This window comes from Leptolyngbya sp. AS-A5 (genome assembly GCF_039962495.1).
Classification (GTDB): domain Bacteria; phylum Cyanobacteriota; class Cyanobacteriia; order Leptolyngbyales; family Leptolyngbyaceae; genus Leptolyngbya.
This window is the reverse complement of the sequence record NZ_JAMPLL010000010.1, coordinates 49,099-67,371: the sequence shown is the minus strand read 5'-3', so window position 1 is coordinate 67,371 and position 18,273 is coordinate 49,099. Positions and strand designations below refer to the sequence as shown.

The 18,273-nt window shown below is 47.9% G+C and carries 18 protein-coding genes and 1 riboswitch; of the genes, 11 read left to right on the top strand and 7 right to left on the bottom strand.

Features of this window, described 5'->3' with window-relative positions; translation table 11 throughout:
- Positions 1 to 132: 132 nt before the first annotated feature.
- Together NC980_RS13770 and NC980_RS13765 are read right to left on the bottom strand one after the other, a co-directional pair.
- Entirely contained in the window at positions 133 to 1,041 is a 909-nt protein-coding gene (locus NC980_RS13770) for an ROK family protein (RefSeq protein ID WP_190376636.1), read from the bottom strand.
- Positions 1,019 to 1,180 (bottom strand): hypothetical protein, encoded by a 162-nt coding sequence (locus tag NC980_RS13765; RefSeq protein WP_190376635.1) that lies wholly within the window; start codon positions 1,178 to 1,180, stop codon positions 1,019 to 1,021. The genes NC980_RS13770 and NC980_RS13765 overlap by 23 nt, the downstream gene beginning before the upstream one ends.
- 138 nt (positions 1,181 to 1,318) lie before the next feature.
- Between NC980_RS13765 and NC980_RS13760 the strand changes: the two genes are divergently transcribed.
- Positions 1,319 to 3,409 (top strand): flavin-dependent dehydrogenase, encoded by a 2,091-nt coding sequence (locus NC980_RS13760; protein WP_190376634.1) that lies wholly within the window; start codon positions 1,319 to 1,321, stop codon positions 3,407 to 3,409.
- Positions 3,410 to 3,500: 91 nt separating this feature from the next.
- Here NC980_RS13760 and NC980_RS13755 read toward each other — a convergent pair whose 3' ends face one another.
- The 3 genes from NC980_RS13755 to NC980_RS13745 form a co-directional block, all read right to left on the bottom strand.
- Positions 3,501 to 3,659: a hypothetical protein gene (locus NC980_RS13755; protein ID WP_190376633.1), complete on the bottom strand. Its 159-nt coding sequence runs from the start codon at positions 3,657 to 3,659 to the stop codon at positions 3,501 to 3,503.
- A gap of 318 nt (positions 3,660 to 3,977) precedes the next feature.
- Complete coding sequence (locus tag NC980_RS13750) at positions 3,978 to 5,045, bottom strand: glycosyltransferase (RefSeq protein WP_190376632.1); 1,068 nt, start codon at positions 5,043 to 5,045, stop codon at positions 3,978 to 3,980.
- The gene (locus tag NC980_RS13745) at positions 5,038 to 6,231 is read right to left on the bottom strand and encodes a glycosyltransferase (protein ID WP_190376631.1); all 1,194 of its coding nucleotides are present in this window, start codon (positions 6,229 to 6,231) and stop codon (positions 5,038 to 5,040) included. The genes NC980_RS13750 and NC980_RS13745 overlap by 8 nt, the downstream gene beginning before the upstream one ends.
- 185 nt (positions 6,232 to 6,416) lie before the next feature.
- Here NC980_RS13745 and NC980_RS13740 point away from each other — a divergent pair, with 185 nt between their 5' ends.
- The 4 genes from NC980_RS13740 (at position 6,417) to NC980_RS13725 (ending at position 9,973) form a co-directional block, all read left to right on the top strand.
- On the top strand, positions 6,417 to 7,451 hold the full coding sequence (locus NC980_RS13740; RefSeq protein WP_190376630.1) for a WG repeat-containing protein: 1,035 nt from the start codon (positions 6,417 to 6,419) through the stop codon (positions 7,449 to 7,451).
- Between the two features lie 66 nt (positions 7,452 to 7,517).
- A complete protein-coding gene (locus tag NC980_RS13735) occupies positions 7,518 to 8,792 on the top strand; it encodes a sodium:proton antiporter (RefSeq protein ID WP_190376629.1) in 1,275 nt (424 codons plus the stop codon).
- A 101-nt stretch (positions 8,793 to 8,893) separates the two neighbouring features.
- The gene (psaM, locus tag NC980_RS13730; protein WP_058996364.1) at positions 8,894 to 8,989 is read left to right on the top strand and encodes a photosystem I reaction center subunit XII; all 96 of its coding nucleotides are present in this window, start codon (positions 8,894 to 8,896) and stop codon (positions 8,987 to 8,989) included.
- 561 nt (positions 8,990 to 9,550) lie between these two features.
- On the top strand, positions 9,551 to 9,973 hold the full coding sequence (locus NC980_RS13725) for a hypothetical protein (protein ID WP_190376628.1): 423 nt from the start codon (positions 9,551 to 9,553) through the stop codon (positions 9,971 to 9,973).
- A gap of 137 nt (positions 9,974 to 10,110) precedes the next feature.
- On the opposite strand, the gene NC980_RS13720 is transcribed toward NC980_RS13725, so the two are convergent.
- Positions 10,111 to 10,416: a hypothetical protein gene (locus tag NC980_RS13720; RefSeq protein ID WP_190376723.1), complete on the bottom strand. Its 306-nt coding sequence runs from the start codon at positions 10,414 to 10,416 to the stop codon at positions 10,111 to 10,113.
- Between the two features lie 650 nt (positions 10,417 to 11,066).
- Positions 11,067 to 11,210, top strand: a riboswitch (cobalamin riboswitch).
- Between the two features lie 31 nt (positions 11,211 to 11,241).
- On the opposite strand from NC980_RS13720, the gene cobG reads away from it, so the two are divergent.
- The 6 genes from cobG to NC980_RS13690 all read left to right on the top strand — a co-directional run bounded on the left by cobG (position 11,242) and on the right by NC980_RS13690 (position 16,768).
- Positions 11,242 to 12,558, top strand: coding sequence for a precorrin-3B synthase (cobG, locus tag NC980_RS13715; RefSeq protein ID WP_190376627.1), 1,317 nt, complete (start codon positions 11,242 to 11,244; stop codon positions 12,556 to 12,558).
- A complete protein-coding gene (locus tag NC980_RS13710; protein WP_190376626.1) occupies positions 12,551 to 13,180 on the top strand; it encodes a precorrin-8X methylmutase in 630 nt (209 codons plus the stop codon). The genes cobG and NC980_RS13710 overlap by 8 nt, the downstream gene beginning before the upstream one ends.
- Before the next feature lie 2 nt (positions 13,181 to 13,182).
- On the top strand, positions 13,183 to 13,878 hold the full coding sequence (locus NC980_RS13705) for a precorrin-2 C(20)-methyltransferase (RefSeq protein WP_190376625.1): 696 nt from the start codon (positions 13,183 to 13,185) through the stop codon (positions 13,876 to 13,878).
- A complete protein-coding gene (gene cobJ / locus NC980_RS13700) occupies positions 13,866 to 15,281 on the top strand; it encodes a precorrin-3B C(17)-methyltransferase (protein WP_190376624.1) in 1,416 nt (471 codons plus the stop codon). Before NC980_RS13705 ends, cobJ begins: the two co-directional genes overlap by 13 nt.
- A gap of 366 nt (positions 15,282 to 15,647) precedes the next feature.
- Positions 15,648 to 16,352 (top strand): MotA/TolQ/ExbB proton channel family protein, encoded by a 705-nt coding sequence (locus tag NC980_RS13695; protein WP_190376623.1) that lies wholly within the window; start codon positions 15,648 to 15,650, stop codon positions 16,350 to 16,352.
- 8 nt (positions 16,353 to 16,360) lie between these two features.
- Complete coding sequence (locus NC980_RS13690) at positions 16,361 to 16,768, top strand: biopolymer transporter ExbD (protein ID WP_190376622.1); 408 nt, start codon at positions 16,361 to 16,363, stop codon at positions 16,766 to 16,768.
- A 58-nt stretch (positions 16,769 to 16,826) separates the two neighbouring features.
- Here the strand turns inward: NC980_RS13690 and NC980_RS13685 are convergent, their stop codons facing one another.
- Positions 16,827 to 17,909 carry a hypothetical protein gene (locus NC980_RS13685; RefSeq protein ID WP_190376621.1) on the bottom strand — a complete coding sequence of 361 codons (1,083 nt, stop codon included), beginning with the start codon at positions 17,907 to 17,909 and terminating at the stop codon, positions 16,827 to 16,829.
- Between the last annotated feature and the right edge of the window lie 364 nt (positions 17,910 to 18,273).

Here is an 18,273-nt window from a genome sequence, read left to right as displayed (position 1 = left end):
TACTTTGAGCAAGACTGCTCCCACTTCAAACAGCAACATTCCTGTTTTTAACGCAATTTGTCTCAGTTGACGCACCAATCTTGCTGCTGAAAGCCCCAAACGGCTCTAAAAAAGCGAAGAGCAAACCCTATCCTAACGGGTCGAACTTAATTCCTCGGTGCAATATCGGTCGAGCGCTAGTTTCGCGGCTCCAACCATTCCTGCTCGATTTCCCAATTCTGCTCTCAAAATCCGTAATCCTTCCCGCGAAGTAGGCATGACTCGCTGTTCAATTTCAGCGATCGCACTCGGTAAGAAAAACTCCGCACTCGCGCTCACACCGCCCCCGATGACGATCGCTTCTGGTGTCAGCACATAAACTAAGCTCGTCAATCCAACACCCAAATCGCGCCCATATGATCGCCAAAACGAGAGCGCTTCCGGATCGCCCGATCGTGCCAATTGCCCTAATTCGTCCGGTGCTTTTCCGGTGCGTCGGCGAATTGCTCCGATCGAGAGATGCTGCTCTAGCGATCCACGATTACCACTATTGCAGAGCGTACCATTCGCATCGAGACTAATCAGCCCTAGTTCACCTGCTGCACCGTTGTGCCCGATAAATAGTTCACCATTGAGCATAATCGCTCCGCCCACTCCCGTTCCCAACGTCAGCAAAATGAAATTGCGAAACGATCGCCCCGCTCCTAACCAAGCCTCTCCCAATCCGGCGCAATTGGCATCATTCGCGGCGATCGTGGGTCGTCCGGTTTTCGCTTCTAACCAATCCGCCAGCGGCACATCGACCCAATCCGGTAGATTAATCGCAATTCGCGCAATGCGTCCCGCTGCATCGGTCGGCCCTGGCATTCCAACCCCGATCGCCAAAGCCTCTCGATTCGGATCAAGTTGCTCAATTGCCTCAACGAGCGCATCGAGAACGGCTTCGGGAATTGCAGGCTGCGGAGTCGGAATCGAACACGATCGCAGACAGGTGCCATCGCTCTCAAACTGCCCTAGCTTAATCGCCGTTCCACCGAGATCAATTCCTAGAACCTGCTTCATCCTGTGTGACTTCCCATGCCTGCGCCACCTTTTCACGCCACCAATAGCGCTGCTCAACTTCTAGCAGCGTATCATCTTCCATCACTTCTGCTAATGGTGGGATAGATTTGGAGACGGGGCGCGGACTAGGATAATTCATTGGGCAGATCCAATCTGGCGGCTTCAATCATGAATAATGAAATGATGTGAAGTTTCTGAAGTTGGTATCAGGAGTAGCTTGTTTTCCCTCAATTTGTCAATCCGCTTTCGTTCTTATTTCGGAGTTTAGAACCCACTCATGAAAGAAATTCTTTATCTCGAAGTTCCTACCCCTGATACCAATGCTGTGATTCAGTGGCTACACACGGATTATCACCCCGATCGCGGCGAAAAAACACAAACTCCTGCCGGAATTCGGCTAACTTTGGGCGGTGAGCTTTCAATTTTTGTCTGGTCGCTTCAGCGATCGACTTATCTTAAAGTTTTTCGTACAGGCACGATCGCCCACGAAAAACAAATTATTAATCACTTTGTCAGCGCGATTAGAACACAGTTTCCAAACCTTTACCCGGAACCGCCAAACCTTGATCTATCGCAACACTCCATTTTTGAGGCATTAGCACCGTACTATCCCAAAACCGTAGAGTTCTTCAAGAAAATCCCGAACGGGGAATATGATCTCAATCGAGTTTACTGGTGGGAACAGCGCTGGCGCGAGGGAGTTCGGGCACCGCAGGCTCCTAAGCAAGTTGTGTTTGTGACCGATGATGGCAATATCTCGCCTGCAAAGACTGCGTTTGATCTGGTCTATGTTGGCGGGGCATTGGGAATTGTTCATGCGGCAGTAATGGCGAGACTAGGCTATCGCGTGTTGCTGCTTGAGCGGATGCCCTTTGGACGGATGAACCGGGAATGGAATATTTCGCGCGGTGAGTTCCAGAGTTTGATTGATCTGGGATTGTTCACCGCAGCCGAGTTCGATCGCGTGATTGCTAATGAGTACGTCGATGGGTTTCACAAGTTCTTCGATGCGAATAATCCACCGCAAGCGAAGGCAAAAATTCTGCATACGCCTACGGTTCTAAACGTTGCGATCGATGCTGAGAAATTTCTCAAACTCTGCGGCGATAAACTCCGCGAAGCAGGCGGCGAGATTTGGGATGAAACTGAATTTCAACGCGCTGACATCAGCCGCAATCAAGTGACTATTTATGCAACGCATCTCCCAACCCAAAGCGATAGACAAATCACCGGACGATTGTTAGTCGATGCCATGGGAACGGCTTCGCCGATCGCGTGGCAATTAAACGGTGGACGGGCGTTTGATAGTGTCTGTCCAACCGTTGGCGCAGTAATTTCAGACGGCTTTGATCCAGCAGTGTGGGATAGTCACTATGGCGATGTGTTGAACAGTCACGGCGACATTTCACGCGGACGTCAATTGATTTGGGAACTGTTCCCAGCCGAAGGTAAAGAACTTACATTTTATCTATTTCACTATCATCAAGTGCATCCCGAAAACCCTGGATCACTGTTGGAAATGTATGAGGACTTTTTCACGATTTTGCCGGAATATCGACGTTGCGACATGGATAAGCTGGTCTGGAAGAAAGCAACCTTTGGCTATATTCCTGGACATTTCAGCACTAGTAGCCGCGATCGGACGGTGGCATTCGATCGGCTCATTGCGATCGGTGATGCTGCCTCCTTGCAATCGCCGCTAGTGTTTACCGGATTCGGCTCACTGGTGCGAAATCTTTCCCGCTTGACTCAGTTGCTCGATACAGCACTCAAGCATGATTTGTTAACGAAACAATATCTGAATGCAATTCGAGCCTATCAAAGCAATATCTCTGTCACCTGGATGTTTTCTAGGGGCATGATGGTTCCGACCGGAAAATCCTTGCCACCGCAGCAAGTCAACTCGATGTTGAATACATTCTTTGATGTGTTGGCGACGCAGCCGCCTGCGATCGCAGATGCGTTCATCAAAGATCGCGTCACCTGGACAAGATTCAACAGGATGGCGATCGTTGCGGGTTGGAAGAATCCATCTCTCTTGCTCTGGATCTGGCAAATGGCAGGCGCAAAAGACTTATTACGCTGGACAAGAAGCTATCTTAGCTTCGGGGTGAATGCTTTGATTAGCTGGATTTTGAGCGGCTGGTTTCCGAAATTGCTGTTTCAGGTTCAACCCTGGTTAGAGCCAAGATTTCCGGCTTTGTGGCTGTGGGGATTATCGCAAAGCTATGCGCTCACCTACGGTATGGGTAAACCCGACTTGATGCCGAAATTTAAGCTATCGAGACCGAGAACTGCGATCGGCATCAATCCGCGATCGCGCTTAGAGAGCCGAGAACCAGAAGCCGGAAATCGTCAGGTTAGCTAACCAAACAGCTTCTAGAGTGGGGAGATGCTGGATCTTCTCACTCTCTGCTTAAGCGACTGGCACAAAGTTCAACGGTGCGATGATCAAGGTGTTACCGATTCGACCCCTGCCGATTGGGAATTAGTACTTCGTCCACGATCGCTTGCCCTTCAAAGCGCATTGGATCAAACAAAGGATTCGCTGGTCTGAAGTTTTCCAATTCTGCGGATGAGTGGTGAACTCCAAAGAACTTGAATAATAGATGAAACATTTCCCCGTCCCTCCAATTCATTCATCTATTAGCTAGTGATGTTCTATCTTGTTTTGTGACTGTTGCAATTCTGTTCACGATTCGATTTTGAGCATTAATTCTCGATTCTCTATTAATTTGTAAATTAACGTGAGTTCGATACAAGTCTTGGCTGCGTTTGGATCTGCGGGTAGCCCCCTAAATCCCCCACGAGTGGGAGACTTTGAAGCTTAGAAGGCGCTTAAATTTGGGGAATCGCGATTCTCTAAGTCCCCCAAAATGGGGGATTTAGGGGGCAGATCGGCTCAAATCGAAGCGAAAAAACTCATCGAACTGACGTTAATCCTTCGGGCGAGAAACCCGAAATCTAGGCGATCGTGCCTTCCCTCTCAATTCCTGCCAAAGTTGCTCATATTGTTTGGTCATTGCTTCAACCGTGTAATTCGATAGTGCCATTTGTCTGGCTTGTTGCCCCATTTGCAGACGTAGAGGGACATCATCTCGCGATCGCATTAAAGCTTTTACCAATCCATCCACATCGTTCTTTTCGATCAACCATCCCGTTACACCATCAATCACCGCTTCGGGCATACTTCCAACTCGTGTAGCAATCACCGGACGAGCCGCTAACATGGCTTCGACCATTGCTAAAGGAAAGCCTTCTGAGCGAGAGGGCATTGCCACCACATCGAATTTTGATAGATACGATCGCGGACTGTCCACCCAACCTAAAAGCTGAACTCGCGCTTGAATACCTAGATCAATTGCCAGTTGTTCTAAGTTCGATCGCTCTGACCCTTCACCTAAAATTACCGCATTGATGTTCTCAGTTTGAGCGATCGCTTTCAATAAAATTTCATGCGCTTTCATTGCATCTAATCGCCCGATGCTTCCGACGGTCATGGTGTCTGCCGTGACTAATTGAGCTTCTCCTAAATCCGGTACACCATTCGGAATCGAGATTACTGAATTGCGACCGAGCGCGTAAAAGTCCTCCATGCGTTGAGTGCTCTTCTTTCCTACGGCAACATGAGCATCAAGCCGCAAGGATAGAAATCGAGTGCGCCAAAGCTCGATCGCATCAGTCGTTCTGAGCGGTAATTGATCCACTCGAACCGCTCTGGCGTTTGGAATCATCAATGCGGCTGTTAGACCGATCGCACAAGCCCAGGGTGTACAGCAATTGATGTGAATGATATCGGGCTGCAATCGAGCGAAGGTTAACCAATGCGAGAAAAGTGTTTTAGGCAGAATAAATTTAGGACGATCGTGGGCAATTGCATTCACCACAGTCTCAGAAACACCGACTACAGTTACGTCTGCCGAGGTAGTTGCAACTAAATGACCTAAGCTAATTTCTGCACCACCAATTCCTTCCGAATCAGTGTAGACCACAACTTTAAGCATGAGACAACACCGATCGATAGATTGCAAGATGAGCTTCGGCGATCGTTTTCCAGTTGAGCTGTTGCACGAATTGATACCCTTGTTGAGCTAAGCGAAATCGCTCTGATGGATCTTCAATTAGCTCTAACAGTGCATGAATTAGTGCATCAGAATTACGCGACGGAATCTGTTTAACTAGGCTAGTTAAGGTTGAATCCGTCGATCGAGTTGCAATCACAGGTAATTGATGTGCCATTAATGCTAGTAATGAGCCGCTTTTCAGGGTCACACCATGATTAAACGGTAGCACTCCGATATCAGCACCCGATAGATAAACAGAAGCAACCTCCCCTGGAACATAGCCTGTCATGTGAACTCTACCATTGAGTTGCAGCTCAGAAAGCGTGCTTTCTAGCTTGTTCCAATACTGTTTAGCCTCTGCTCCACGCAACGCTAGGCTTTCAACCCCACCTATTAAAATCAATCGTGCTTGAGGTTGCTGCTGCACTACGATCTGAAAAGCCTTGAGCAATGTTTCCAAACCTTTCACCGGATGCAAAAATCCGAAGAACGCGATCGCAGTCACATCCTCAGACCAACCACAGTTCTCTAATAGCTTTTGTCTTGCAGTCTTACACGCAGTCACATCAATATTTGCACCGATTGGAATTCGATGTACTTTTGCATCGGGGAGACGATCGACAATTACTTTTTCAGCCTCATCATTCGTTGTGATAATTGCAGCACTTTGAGTTAGCAAAAAACCATCTTCACGATCCCACCATTGCTGCTGTTGACCCCACTGTTTCAAGCTCTCTAACAATGCAGCTGGAATCCATTTCGGCTGCCATTCCCACCAGCCATATTCGTGGGCAGTGGTGATGATCGGTTTATGCCATCCTGTAGCCCGAAGTACGATCGGTAACAGAAAGATGGCTCGATCGAATCCATAAGTCCCTGCTGCATGTTGAATGTGCAAGAGATCCGCCTGCGTTTGATGAATTGCTTGCACCAGTGCAGGTAGATTCTGTAAATTCCAGTCCTCTACAACGCCTAAGACGCTTGGATCGTTGGCAAGTTTGGCGGCTTCAGTTGTCGTTAAAACAATAGTATCGATCGACAGTTCCGATCGCAGTCGTGCCGTATAGTGAGCCACCCCACAGCGATCGGGTAAATAAGTTCCGGCAATCAAAGCAACTTTAGGCATTTCCAACATCACGAACATCCTAGTTAGCGATATTAAATTTGCTACCTCAGATAAAGCGCAACTACTCTACGGCATAGTCAGTAATTTGCAGCAATAGTTTTAGGCGATGATCGACTTTCACCTAGTTTTAATGTTCAAACTGTTGTTCCTCGTTACACTTAAGCGTATGTGTTACTGATATTTCGATGATGTTTCGCCTCTTTTTGCTTGCGGCTCTCAGCTTGGTAACGATCGAAGCTTGCACGGCTCCTCCGAGAATTGCAATCGCACAACGCGCTATCGCTGTCACACCCACTCCACTTGCAATCGAAAATCAGTTTGATAGCGCAAGTGACTTCGCTGAAGGTGCAGCGTTAGTGCAGTTCGGACGAGAATTTCGCTACATCGATCGCGCTGGGAGATTAACCGTTACGCCAAAAATCGAGCTTGAAGCCTACGCACCGTTTTCTGAAGGATTAGCGATCGTCAAACTCGGCGGTTTATTTGGTTATTTGAATCGGCAGGGTGAGTTCGCGATCGAGCCAAAATTTGAGCAAGTGTCAAAATTTCAAGAAGGACTGGCTGCCATCCGCGTCGATCGACGCTACGGATTTATTAAACCTACAGGTGAGGTAGTGATCCCGCCGAAATTTGAACTGACCTCCGGATTCTCTCAAGGACTCGCAGCCGTAAAATTGGGCGCAAAATATGGCTACATTGACCCAACTGGACAGATCAAAATTGAGCCAAAATTCGATGATGCTTGGCGATTTTCTGGGGGATTAGCGGCGGCTCGAATCGGTCAAAAATGGGGCTACATCAACCAAAACGGTCAATTTGTCGCCCAACCTCAATTTGATGGCGCGTTTAATCTTTCCGATGCAATGGGGCGCGTCCGAGTTGGTGAGCGTTGGGGATATGTCGATTCCAGGGGAAAAGTTGCGATCGCACCTCAGTATTCATTCGCCTCTGATTTCTCTAACGGTTTAGCCTTAGCTCAAAGCAATCAAAAATGGGGCTACATTGATAAATTCGGCAAATTTGTAATCGAGCCAAAATACGAATTTGCTGCAAGCTTTCAAGAAGGATTTGCTCCCGTCAAAATTGGGGACAAGTGGGGCTACATCGACCCAACCGGAAAGATTGCGATCGCGCCTCAGTTTGAAGAGGCAGGCGCATTTCACGAAGGATTAGCGCGAGTCAAACTTAACGATAAATGGGGCTATATTCCTAAGCCCTGAGAAAGACGGCGAATCTATCAGCAGACGAATAGGACATAACCAGATGCCCCATTAGAGTAAAGACGAATGCAATGTGGGAAAGCACCTGTGGATGTTTATATTCTTGGTTTATTAGTCATCGGCTTACTGCTACTAATGGTAACGCTGGGAGCAGGATGGATCGCCCGCTTACCGCTCTCTTATGCACTGATTTATCTACTTGTTGGTATCATTTTAAGTCCGTATGGTTTTAATCTGATTCAGGCTCGCCCAGACGCAAATTTTTTAGAGCGAGTGACGGAAATAGTCGTCTTGATTTCGCTCTTTAGCTGCGGACTCAAAATGAATCGTCCAATGCAATTTTGGGCTTGGCGATCGACCACGCGATTAATCGGTTTATTAATGCCGATCACGATTTTTTCAATTGCTGCGATCTCGCATTTTATTCTCAAATTAGACTGGGGATTAGCCATTCTTTTAGGTGCAATTCTTGCCCCGACTGACCCGGTTCTCGCCGCAGAAGTACAGCTCGAAGACCCGCACGATCGCGATGAATTGAGATTTGGCATCACTTCCGAAGGCGGACTGAATGATGCGTTGGCGTTTCCGTTTGTCTACTTTGGCATTCACTCGATCGAAAAAGGCGATTGGCGCAGTTGGTTTCGCGAATGGCTCATAATTGATGTGGTATGGGCAATTCTTGCCGGATTAGTCGCTGGATTTGTGGTCGCGAAAGCGATCAAATGGATTGATAAAAAACTCGAACGCTTTCGGACTCCCGATGACTTGATGGAAGATTTCGTCGCCCTCAGCGCCATTCTCATTACCTATGCCGTGACTGAGTTAATCAACGGATATGGGTTTTTAGCTGTCTTTATTGCAGGAATCGCCATGCGAAGACGGCGAAATACCGAGTACACAAAAAATCAACTCCACTTCATCGAACGGTTAGAAAAACTATCAGAAATCGGAACCATTCTCCTACTCGGCTCGATGCTGCGATTTCAACCGATGCTGAAATATGCGGGCGATGCGTTTCTAATTGCCTTTAGCTTAATCTTTGTGATTCGCCCATTGGGAACTTGGATTAGCACGATCGGTTTAAAGGTTCATCCCGCAACGCGCTGGCTTTATGGCTGGTTCGGAATTCGCGGAGTCGGTTCGATTTACTATCTCGCTTACACGTTCGGTCATGGGCTGATGGGTGAGACGGGTGAACAAATCGCCTGGATTACCTTTTGGACGATCGTCATTTCCGTCCTGCTGCATGGCGTAACTTCAACCCCCCTAATGCGCTGGTACGAGCGTCACGTCGAACACAACCCAACTTTAGAGCAACATCCCGCCCAGCACGAAGCTTAATCGGGACACGCTCTGTTGCATCTTGTTACGAACTACTTCCCGAAATGTGCATTTTCGTTCACATTGAGGAACGATACCCTGAGATAAGGAGTTTTCACACAATGTCTTTATCCGATACTCAAGTTCTGGTTGCACTGGTCGTGGCTCTCATTCCGGGAGTCCTCGCGTTTCGGTTAGCCACTGAACTGTATAAGTAGGTTCCGAATCAGTAGGTTCCGACCAAAGCAAGAAACTCGCCTTGATGGTGAACAGGCAAATCGTTAAAAGAAAACTGTCAATTCAGTGCTCATTTTTCGATTCAGCTAGTAAACTATCTAGGCGAGTTTCCTGCCTAAATGGGTTCTTTCCAAGCAGGTAGGCGAACATATCGCGATCGAAAAGCACAAAAAAGCGCCATTCAAGACTGCGAAAAAATTCAAAGCTTTTCTCTCAGTTTTCAGTTCTTTTTTGTTGTAACTGTGCTTAGTTCACTCGTACTTCTTGATTTTGGGTGCCAGATTTGTAATCTTGAATAAGCTCTACTGATAATCAAATTTTGAAAGTCAATCCTTTGATGAATTAAAGTTTGATATTCTTCCCGTTGAATCGGTGAGAAATTTTGGTCAGTCTCTTATACAAGAACATCGAACTCAGTTAAGTTACAGGAATTCACGTTATTCACGTTAAAAGTGAAACCTAAGCGTGAATACTTCTGGATGAAAGTTTTTTGTGCCTGAGTGACTTTCTTTTGCTATCTGCTATCACACGCTAACGAACCCATGAATGCACTTCCTCTTCCACAGCCGCCTGAATCTCCCAAGCCTCGCCGCTCTCGACAGTCTGCACGTCGTGCCCGTCCGCAGCCTGTGCAGTCAGCCAGCAGACATCGTATTTTAGCGGCTGAAGCGATCGCGAAACTGGGTGTAAATGCTGTCATTTCTAGCGCCGCGATCGCGGCATTGGTGCAGCTTATTCCTCAGAGCATCAGCCAGCAGACAAAACTCAAAGAAATTCAAGCGGAAGTCCAGATCGCTGAGACGCGAGTGACTCGCTTGAAAGCAGACTTTAACCGCTATTTCGATCCGCAGCAGGCAACCGCGATCGTTCAGGAGCAAACGAATCGTGCAGACCCGAATCAGCGCTTGATTGTTTTAGATGGTGCAGAGTCCCCCAGACAAGCGGCTCCCGCTCAAAATCCTTAGCGATTCGCAACTCTGAAGCCCCAACAGAATTCGATTGAATGTCGAGGTCAGCTTGATTTCGACGCTTTTGCATGAAAAAATCGCACCCTTGATATGAGGATGCGATGCCCAATTTTGCCTAACGCTTTGCTTAACGCCTAGAGCGAAGAAGCCGTAACTTCCGACTCTGAAAGCATTGCCCCAGACTCAATGACACAAGGAAAGGCGCTGGTAAATGAGTTTCCTCCAGCGCCGGTCGTACTGCGCGATCGGGCAAATGCTACTTCAGGATGCCAGGGGGCGACTTCCCATTCTGGTTCAAAAATTGGAGTTGCCAGAGAACAAGATTTCCAGGTACTTTGAACGGCGACATTGAGTTGATTACAGTGTCCACCGCGCCGTCCTTCAGGAGAATAGAATCGACAGTGGCGACAGATTGAGGTCAAGGCATCGTTATTGTTCATGTTCTCGGACAGGTTAGAGTGCGAATGTGAAACAGCAGGACTACTTCTTATGAAGTATTTTGGTTTGTTGTTGAGTGAAGTCAATTAAGAAATATTGAGTAAGTTGCCTATACTCAATACCGATTAGAACGATTAACCGGGGTTCACAATTACTGTGTTTCTGATTCTTATTGTTAAGCAGGTTCGCAGGAATGTGTGTTTATAAAAACCTTGAAAATCGTTGCTATATCTCGCTTTTAGCAATCAATTGCGAAAATGGAGTTTCATATTGATTTTAGATTTCGGGGATCGCTCTAAATCGTGAGAAATAATTGTTTAGAGCTGTACAAAGGCGAACTAGAAGTGCAAAAACAGGATAGGGATCAGAGAGAAACACATAGCAAACTCACTTATTACAAATCAGACTTTTTGAAGTGACGAAACAAGAAACCTGTTTTTAGCGTCACTTTTTGATCGCGCCCTGCAATAAGTATCCCCAGCAGAATCGCGGTACTCCTCTAGCAAGAGTTAGAAATCGGGATCGCTGAGTAGAGAGTTTACAAATGAACGCAACTATGAATTGAAAAGCAACGATCGCAATTATTACAATCCGTAAAAACTTCTAAATTTGTCAATTTTCAGTTTTCTTAAGAAAGAGGTAACTATCGGAATGCGAGTGAATTGAGTGTGATATGCTGCATTGGCTTAGGATTGGGAAAGTCCGGTCAGATTCCGGCACTGTGGCGCAACTGTGATGAACCCTGTAATGAACAAGGGTTCGAGTCAGAATGCCAATCTTGAGCAGTCTGTTTAATTCTCTGCGACTCACGGAGAAGGGGCGTATTCATGAGTTGGTTGGCTGCATCAAATCCCTGTCCAGGCTTGTTTTATGGCACCGCTGCTCAAGACGGAACGTTGATTCGGATTCGCGTTCCGGGCGGTTGTATAAGTCGTGATCAAGCGGTTGCGATCGTCGAAATTGCCGATCGCTGGCAGACTTCCAGGGTTCAAGTGACGAACCGCGCGAATCTTCAGTTTCGCGCGCTGCGATCGATTCCGAGTCCCAAAGTGTTTAGCACGCTGCAATCGGTCGGACTTGCATCTCAGAATCCACACCTGGATCACCTCAGAAATATCATGGCAAGCCCAACGGCAGGAATTGATCCAGCAGAGTTAATCGATGTGCGATCGCTAGTTCAGGCAATTGATACTGATCTTCAGAACACGCCTGAATTGATCGGACTGCCGCCTAAATTTAGTATTGGAATTGATGGCGGTGGAGCGATCGGGATTGGGGCGAGATCCGAATCAGTTTGGCAGCATCGGTACAATGAGATTCAGCTTTCTGCGGTGACGTGCGATCGGTTTAAGTTGACGCTGGGGAGCAATCGGCGATTCTATGAGACAGGTGTGCTAATCAAAAAGTCAGATTGTGTGGCAGCGATCGCAGCGCTGACGCAAACGTATCTCGCTTATGTGCAGCAGTCCCAAAGTCAGAAAAAGCCACGTCTGCGAGATTTATTAAAAGATTGGGGGATTGAATCGTATCTTGAGCGCGTTCCGTTTCAGTTTGAGCGTGATTCAGATGCTTCGATTTCCCCTGCTCGAACACGAACAGAGCTAACGCAGTATTTAGGCATTCAACCGCAGCGCCAACCCGGACGGGCTTATATTGGAATTGCGCTCAGACTGGGGTGGATGACGATCGCTCAGCTTCGAGGCCTGATTCAACTGGCGGAAACTTACGGTTCTGGAGAATTGCGGCTCACCCCCTGGCAGTCTATTTTGCTTCCCGACGTGGCGATCGACCAGACAGCAACGGTGCTCGACGCGATCGCAGCGCTTGAGCTTTCCACCGATTTGATCGATTCTACAGTGGTTGCCTGTGCTGGAAAACCAGGCTGTGCAGCCTCAGAAACTCACACTCAAGCCCACGCATTAACCTTGATCGACCAATTAAAACATCCTGTTAACATTCATGTTACTGGTTGCCCAAAACGATGCGCTCAACCCAGCCCCGCAGAATTTACTCTGCTGGGAACAACTGTGCAAGGCTCTGAAGCTTATGCTTTGTTTGCAGGCGATCGACCCCTCAGCGATCGTCCGATTCTCGCAAGTGAACTTTCGACGATCGTAGAGTTAATTAACACGCTACATGATTGATTACATTCGTAACGGTGACGATATCTACCGCAAATCCTTTGCCATTATTCGCGCAGAAGCTCGACTCGATCGCTTACCTGCTGATCTGGCTCATGTCGCAGTCCGGTTAATTCATGCTTGCGGAATGACTGATTTGGCTGAAGATATCGAGGCTTCTCCGGATGCAGTGGAAGTGGGGCGATCGGCGCTTGCGATCGGTGCTCCGATTCTGTGTGATGCTCAGATGGTGGCAAATGGCGTGACCCGCAAACGCTTACCTGTAGATAATCAGGTAGTCTGTACGCTCAATGATTCGATGGTTCCAGAACTTGCACGATCGATCAACAACACGCGATCAGCTGCCGCTTTGGAACTTTGGAAACCCATATTGGGTGGATCAGTCATAGCGATCGGCAATGCTCCGACAGCGTTGTTTCGGTTGCTGGAGTTATTAGACGAAGGTGCGCCAAAGCCCGCGCTGATTTTAGGGTTTCCGGTGGGATTTGTCGGGGCCGCAGAGTCAAAGGCGGAACTTGCGGCAAATAGTCGGGGTGTCCCGTTTATCACGCTGCACGGGCGGCGGGGTGGAAGCGCGATCGCAGCGGCAGCGGTAAATGCTTTAGCAAAACAAGAGGAGATATAAATATGACAGGTCGGCTTTATGGCATTGGCATTGGCCCTGGAGATCCAGAACTACTGACAATGAAAGCGTTTCGGGTGCTGCGATCGTCCTCAGTCGTGGCTTATCCGATGTCGGATAGTGGGCGCAAATTGGCACGATCGATCGTGGCGGAATATCTCCGACCCGAACAAATCGAAGTGCCGATGTATTTTCCGTTTAAGCTCGAAGAATCAGCACAGCCTTACTACGATAAAGCCGCAGAAACGCTGGCAGAACATCTAGAAGCAGGGCGTGATGTGGCGGTGCTGTGTGAAGGTGATCCATTCTTTTTTGGATCGTTTATGTATCTGTACAATCGCTTGTCCGATCGATTTCAAACTGAGGTGATTCCGGGTGTGTCTTGTGTGATGGCAAGCCCAGCGATTTTAGGAACGCCTTTAACTTACCGCAATGATGTGTTTATGGTGGTCTCGGCCATTCTTCCTGAAGAAGAGTTAGCATCGCGGTTATCAGTCGCTGATGCTGCTGCAATCATCAAACTGGGTAAGCACTTCAATAAAGTTGTCAGTGTGCTGAAACAGTTGGGACTGTACGATCGTGCCAAATACATTGAACGTGCAACCATGCCCGATCAGCGCGTTGTGCCGATTGATCAAATGAATCCAGCTGAAGTTCCTTATTTCTCAATGATTGTAATTCCGAGTCAATGGCAGCCTTAACTTCTTCTACGATCGCAGTAATTGTCTTGAGTCAAGCCAGTATTCCGATCGCTCGTCAGATTGTGAATACTTTCCCGAATGCAACTTTGTACGGCTTAGAACATCGGACTCATGGAGCCGATCGCGCCTTTACTCAGTTCGGGGAAACCGTGCGCGAATTGTTCAGTCAAGGGACTGCGATCGTGGGAATTTGTGCTGCGGGAATCTTGATTCGCACCGTTGCACCTCTGTTAAACAATAAATGGCAAGAACCACCTGTGCTTGCGATCGCAGAAGATGGTAGCGCAGTGGTTCCCTTACTGGGTGGCTTGCAGGGCGTAAATGATCTAGCGCGTCAAATTGCTGCAATTTTTGAAGTTGTGCCCGCAATCACTACGAGCGGAGACATTCGATTTCGCACGGCATTGCTCGCTCCACCCAAGGAATATCGCTTGCTCAATCCTGATGATGCAAAAACTTTTCTAGCAGATTTACTCGCAGGAGCGACCGTTAAGATTGAGGGCGATGCGCCTTGGCTGGTGGAGAGTCAGCTACCGATCACGCCTGATGCCCAATTAACCATCAAAATTACAGAGCAAGGGGACAGCTCCGCTGAGCTGAAGGGCAGCGCAGGTCGTGCAGATTGTTTGGTTTATCAGCGAACTGCAATCAAACGGCTTGCCATTGTTGGCACAGGTCCCGGCTCAGCCGAGTGGATGTCTCCTCAAGTTAAAGAAGTGCTGCGATCGGCGACTGATTGGATCGGTTATCAAACCTATTTGAACTTAGTCGAACCGCTCCGCACAACACAGCGCCTTCATGTCTTTGATAATCGTGAAGAGCTAGAGCGGGCAGCACTGGCGCTAGATTTGGCAGCAGCGGGGCGATCGGTTGTGATGGTGTCATCCGGCGATCCGGGCATTTATGCAATGGCGGCAGCAGTGTTTGAGGTTCTAGAGCGCGACCATAAACCGGACTGGAGCAAGATCGACCTTCAAGTTTGCCCCGGAATTTCGGCGATGCAAGCGGCGGCGGCTCAAGTGGGCGCACCGTTGGGACATGATTTCTGTGCGATTTCGCTCTCAGACATTCTCAAACCTTGGGCAACGATCGCCGATCGCATCGCTGCCGCCGCTCAAGCAGACTTTGCGATCGCCTTTTACAATCCCGTTTCTAAAACGCGCACTTGGCAACTCGAAAAAGCGAAAGCCTTATTGTTGAACTCTCGATCGCCTGACACTCCAATTGTTCTTGCTCGTAACTTAGGCAGACCCGGACAACAGATTCAGGTGAAAATTTTAGGGGATTTAGCGATCGACGATGCCGACATGAGAACCGTGATTTTGATTGGCTCAAGCAAGACGCGAGTGATCGATCGTGCAGACGGCGGAGTTTGGGTCTATACTCCACGCCGTTATGATTGATCTGTTAGACAGTCTTGATATTGACTTGCGGAAACGGATGCGAGTGAAGCAGTGTTACTTCAGCAGGAGATACGCGATCGCTAACCTTGTCATTCTTCGATTTAACGCCGTTGTATTCACGTAACGTTATTTTTTATTGTTCTTAACTAGAATTTCGATTGTTCATTACGCTGCCTTAACCTGGTTGAACGGATGTTTCCGATAAGCTAAACAGGAGTTTGCTTTGTGTTGATTAGATCTCTTACGTGAATCTCAAGCATTCATCAAATTCGATCGAGCCTTCACGCGAGAAGTTCACTTTGTTCGACAATCTGCATTTCTTTGACAACTTTCCCGGATCAGTTCAGTACGCCAGTTCAGTACGTTATGTCTAATCTCTACGAAGTTCTTGCAAAAGGCGGGCCGATCATGATCCCGCTCGTCGGCTTGTCTGTTGCAACGTTTGCTTGTGCGTTTGAACGATCGACGTTTTGGATTCCTTTACTGCGGACTGAGGCGAAGCTTGCCCACGATGTTCTAGAAGTCGCGAAATATAGCTTAGTTGATGCACGAACGATCGCAGAGCGGTCTGAGTCGCCGATCGGACGCTTTTTGCTGGCTCCGCTCAAGCTGAATCAACCAACTCCCGAAACTTTTCGCCTCGCACTCGAAACCGCAGGCGATGAAGAGTTTGCCAAAATGCGAAAAGGCGATAAATTGCTTGAGAGTACGATCGCGATCGCGCCACTGCTCGGACTGTTGGGAACCGTGACAGGTCTGATGATTACCTTTGCCAACCTAAATGTAGGCGGTGGGGCTGCTTCTGCCGAATCCACCACAAAAGCCGCCGCCGGAATCGGAGAAGCCTTAACGACTACGGCGGGCGGTATGGTCGTGGCAATCATCGCGCTCTGTATCTTCCGAGTCTCGGTGACGCTGCAAGGCAAACAAATCGACTATTTTTCTAAGGTTGGCAGCGAGTTGGAATTGATTTATCGTCAATATTGGTACGAACCTGCGATGAATGAGCTTGCGCGAGTAGAAATGGCGGGGCGTTCTCAGCAGACCGATTCGACTGGACTCCCAGTTTAAGGTAGATTATGAGATTCAAGAATCAGCACAAAGGATCGCAAATGCCAGAAGTCAATCTCGTGCCGATGATGGACGTGATTATGACGATTCTGACGTTTTTTATTATCGTGTCGATGACGTTGACGAATTTTCAATCGGTAGATGCAACGCTACCGAGTTCGGAAAAAGGCGCGAACAAAGAAGCACCTGCTGATCCGTTAGTGATTGGAGTAACGAGAACAGGTCAAGTCGAAATCAATCAAGGTACAGTGACAGAAACGCAAATGGCTGAACAAGTCGTTTCGTACTTTCAAAAGAATCCGAAAGGAACGATCGTTTTGAAAGCCGATAAATCTTTGTCGTATGAACAGGTTGTGAAAACGTTGGGAGTGCTGCGGGATGTTGGAGGCGATCGCGTTTCGTTAGCGATCGAGTAATCGTCGTAGAGAAAGGGGAAACACGTTTTGTATTTCCCCTCCTACTTAACTGGTTCTATTAACTGGCCGGATTTTTCAACCACGTTATAACGATCGTTCCGCTTTGATCTTTAGTCGGAACTAAATTCATATAGAACGTGATGTTGTCTTTTTGCAGCTCATAAAGCTTGCCGCCGCCGTACTGACCTTTTGGGGTGACTTGAAATGTTCCAGCCAGTCCTGCGGTTGAAATCGTGTTATAGAATACCTCCGGTGCCTGACCCAGAATCAGAGTCGGACTGCCATCAATCCCCGATCGCGTTTCTGGAATAGCTCCGCTCTGCAAATCCGCTTCATTCAACACTTTGAAGAACAGTTGCGGATTTGCAAAGTGTTCGGGTCTAGCATTCGTTTCAGGATTGTCAGAGCGATCGACTTGGGGTGCAAGCTCGGTAATCAGATTGTAATAATCTTCAGGAATATTGACTGATCCTTTTAGCGTGGCCAAATCTGCAACTTTACTGTCACTCAAAAGCACAACAGTAGTCGGCTCATCCTTGAATAGATGCAGAAATAGCGTTTTCTTGTCGGGAGTCGTGACGGTATAGGTCTTTTTGTCAGCGCTCTCTTCGTCTGGAGTTAAGGTAAATCCTTTCGCCTTCGGTGCAGAAAGATAGAACGCCGCAACCGTAGACAAATTCGCCGTCGCAACTCGGCAGTTTTCACCCAGCCCTAGACCGAAACAGTTCGGAGTCGAGGGATTGTAGTGTGGAAAGTCGGCAGCCGTTGCGGTGTCTGCTTTGGTTGAGGCTCTGGTTTCCGTTTGGGGTGCTTCAGCTGTCGCTTGCGGCTGGGGCAACTCGTTGGCTGATTTCTGAATGATTGGATTAGTATTGGGTCGATTAATTTTCGGAAGTGCAGGTCTACTTGGTTTTGAGATCGCGATTTTCGGAGTTTTTGTCGCGTTAGCTTTTGTCGTGGGCAGTTGCGTAATTTTAACCGGAGCTTCCTTGTCTTCGGGTGGCTTTTCGCTGGCTTTGGGAAACGGCATAAACAGGACGATCGCGTGTAGTCCTAATGCTGCAAACAGCATTGGTCGGATAAAGCTGCGAACGGCTGCCGGAAGTTGAGAAAGGGACGGGATCGAGAGCGTCTTTATCATAGGGTCGGATGGCGCATGAACTAAGGGCAGGATGAGATGTTCTCGCTTTTCTAAACTTGGAGCGCAATTTGTATCCGAAGCATTTCTGCTGTGAGATCTAAATCCAAAAGATGCCTACATATTTAAAGTGCCATTTTTGCTTGTTCTACTAGAATGCAAAAGCAACAGTGTCATCATATCAAACTCTGTCCTCAAACGGATTCTTTAGTCGAGCTTTTTGTAGTATCACTGGTATCATTCCGCTATTGTGGATAGCGTTGCATTTTCATTAACCTAACTTTTAACTAGATTTAATTTTCTGTTATCGTTCTGTTTGCCTTCATTTAACTGCCAGAGTTGTAGGGTTGTTTTTGTTACTTCAATC

Bases quoted from the DNA above. Each gene is read 5' to 3' on its own strand.
- NC980_RS13690 (WP_190376622.1), top strand. From the start codon at position 16,361: ATGAGATTCAAGAATCAGCACAAAGGATCGCAAATGCCAGAAGTCAAT.
- NC980_RS13740 (WP_190376630.1), top strand. From the start codon at position 6,417: ATGATGTTTCGCCTCTTTTTGCTTGCGGCTCTCAGCTTGGTAACGATC.
- NC980_RS13770 (WP_190376636.1), bottom strand. From the start codon at position 1,041: ATGAAGCAGGTTCTAGGAATTGATCTCGGTGGAACGGCGATTAAGCTA.
- NC980_RS13695 (WP_190376623.1), top strand. From the start codon at position 15,648: ATGTCTAATCTCTACGAAGTTCTTGCAAAAGGCGGGCCGATCATGATC.
- cobJ (WP_190376624.1), top strand. From the start codon at position 13,866: ATGGCAGCCTTAACTTCTTCTACGATCGCAGTAATTGTCTTGAGTCAA.
- NC980_RS13765 (WP_190376635.1), bottom strand. From the start codon at position 1,180: ATGAATTATCCTAGTCCGCGCCCCGTCTCCAAATCTATCCCACCATTA.
- NC980_RS13710 (WP_190376626.1), top strand. From the start codon at position 12,551: ATGATTGATTACATTCGTAACGGTGACGATATCTACCGCAAATCCTTT.
- NC980_RS13750 (WP_190376632.1), bottom strand. From the start codon at position 5,045: ATGCTTAAAGTTGTGGTCTACACTGATTCGGAAGGAATTGGTGGTGCA.
- NC980_RS13720 (WP_190376723.1), bottom strand. From the start codon at position 10,416: ATGAACAATAACGATGCCTTGACCTCAATCTGTCGCCACTGTCGATTC.
- NC980_RS13735 (WP_190376629.1), top strand. From the start codon at position 7,518: ATGCAATGTGGGAAAGCACCTGTGGATGTTTATATTCTTGGTTTATTA.
- NC980_RS13755 (WP_190376633.1), bottom strand. From the start codon at position 3,659: ATGTTTCATCTATTATTCAAGTTCTTTGGAGTTCACCACTCATCCGCA.
- cobG (WP_190376627.1), top strand. From the start codon at position 11,242: ATGAGTTGGTTGGCTGCATCAAATCCCTGTCCAGGCTTGTTTTATGGC.
- NC980_RS13760 (WP_190376634.1), top strand. From the start codon at position 1,319: ATGAAAGAAATTCTTTATCTCGAAGTTCCTACCCCTGATACCAATGCT.
- NC980_RS13685 (WP_190376621.1), bottom strand. From the start codon at position 17,909: ATGATAAAGACGCTCTCGATCCCGTCCCTTTCTCAACTTCCGGCAGCC.
- NC980_RS13745 (WP_190376631.1), bottom strand. From the start codon at position 6,231: ATGCCTAAAGTTGCTTTGATTGCCGGAACTTATTTACCCGATCGCTGT.
- NC980_RS13725 (WP_190376628.1), top strand. From the start codon at position 9,551: ATGAATGCACTTCCTCTTCCACAGCCGCCTGAATCTCCCAAGCCTCGC.
- psaM (WP_058996364.1), top strand. From the start codon at position 8,894: ATGTCTTTATCCGATACTCAAGTTCTGGTTGCACTGGTCGTGGCTCTC.
- NC980_RS13705 (WP_190376625.1), top strand. From the start codon at position 13,183: ATGACAGGTCGGCTTTATGGCATTGGCATTGGCCCTGGAGATCCAGAA.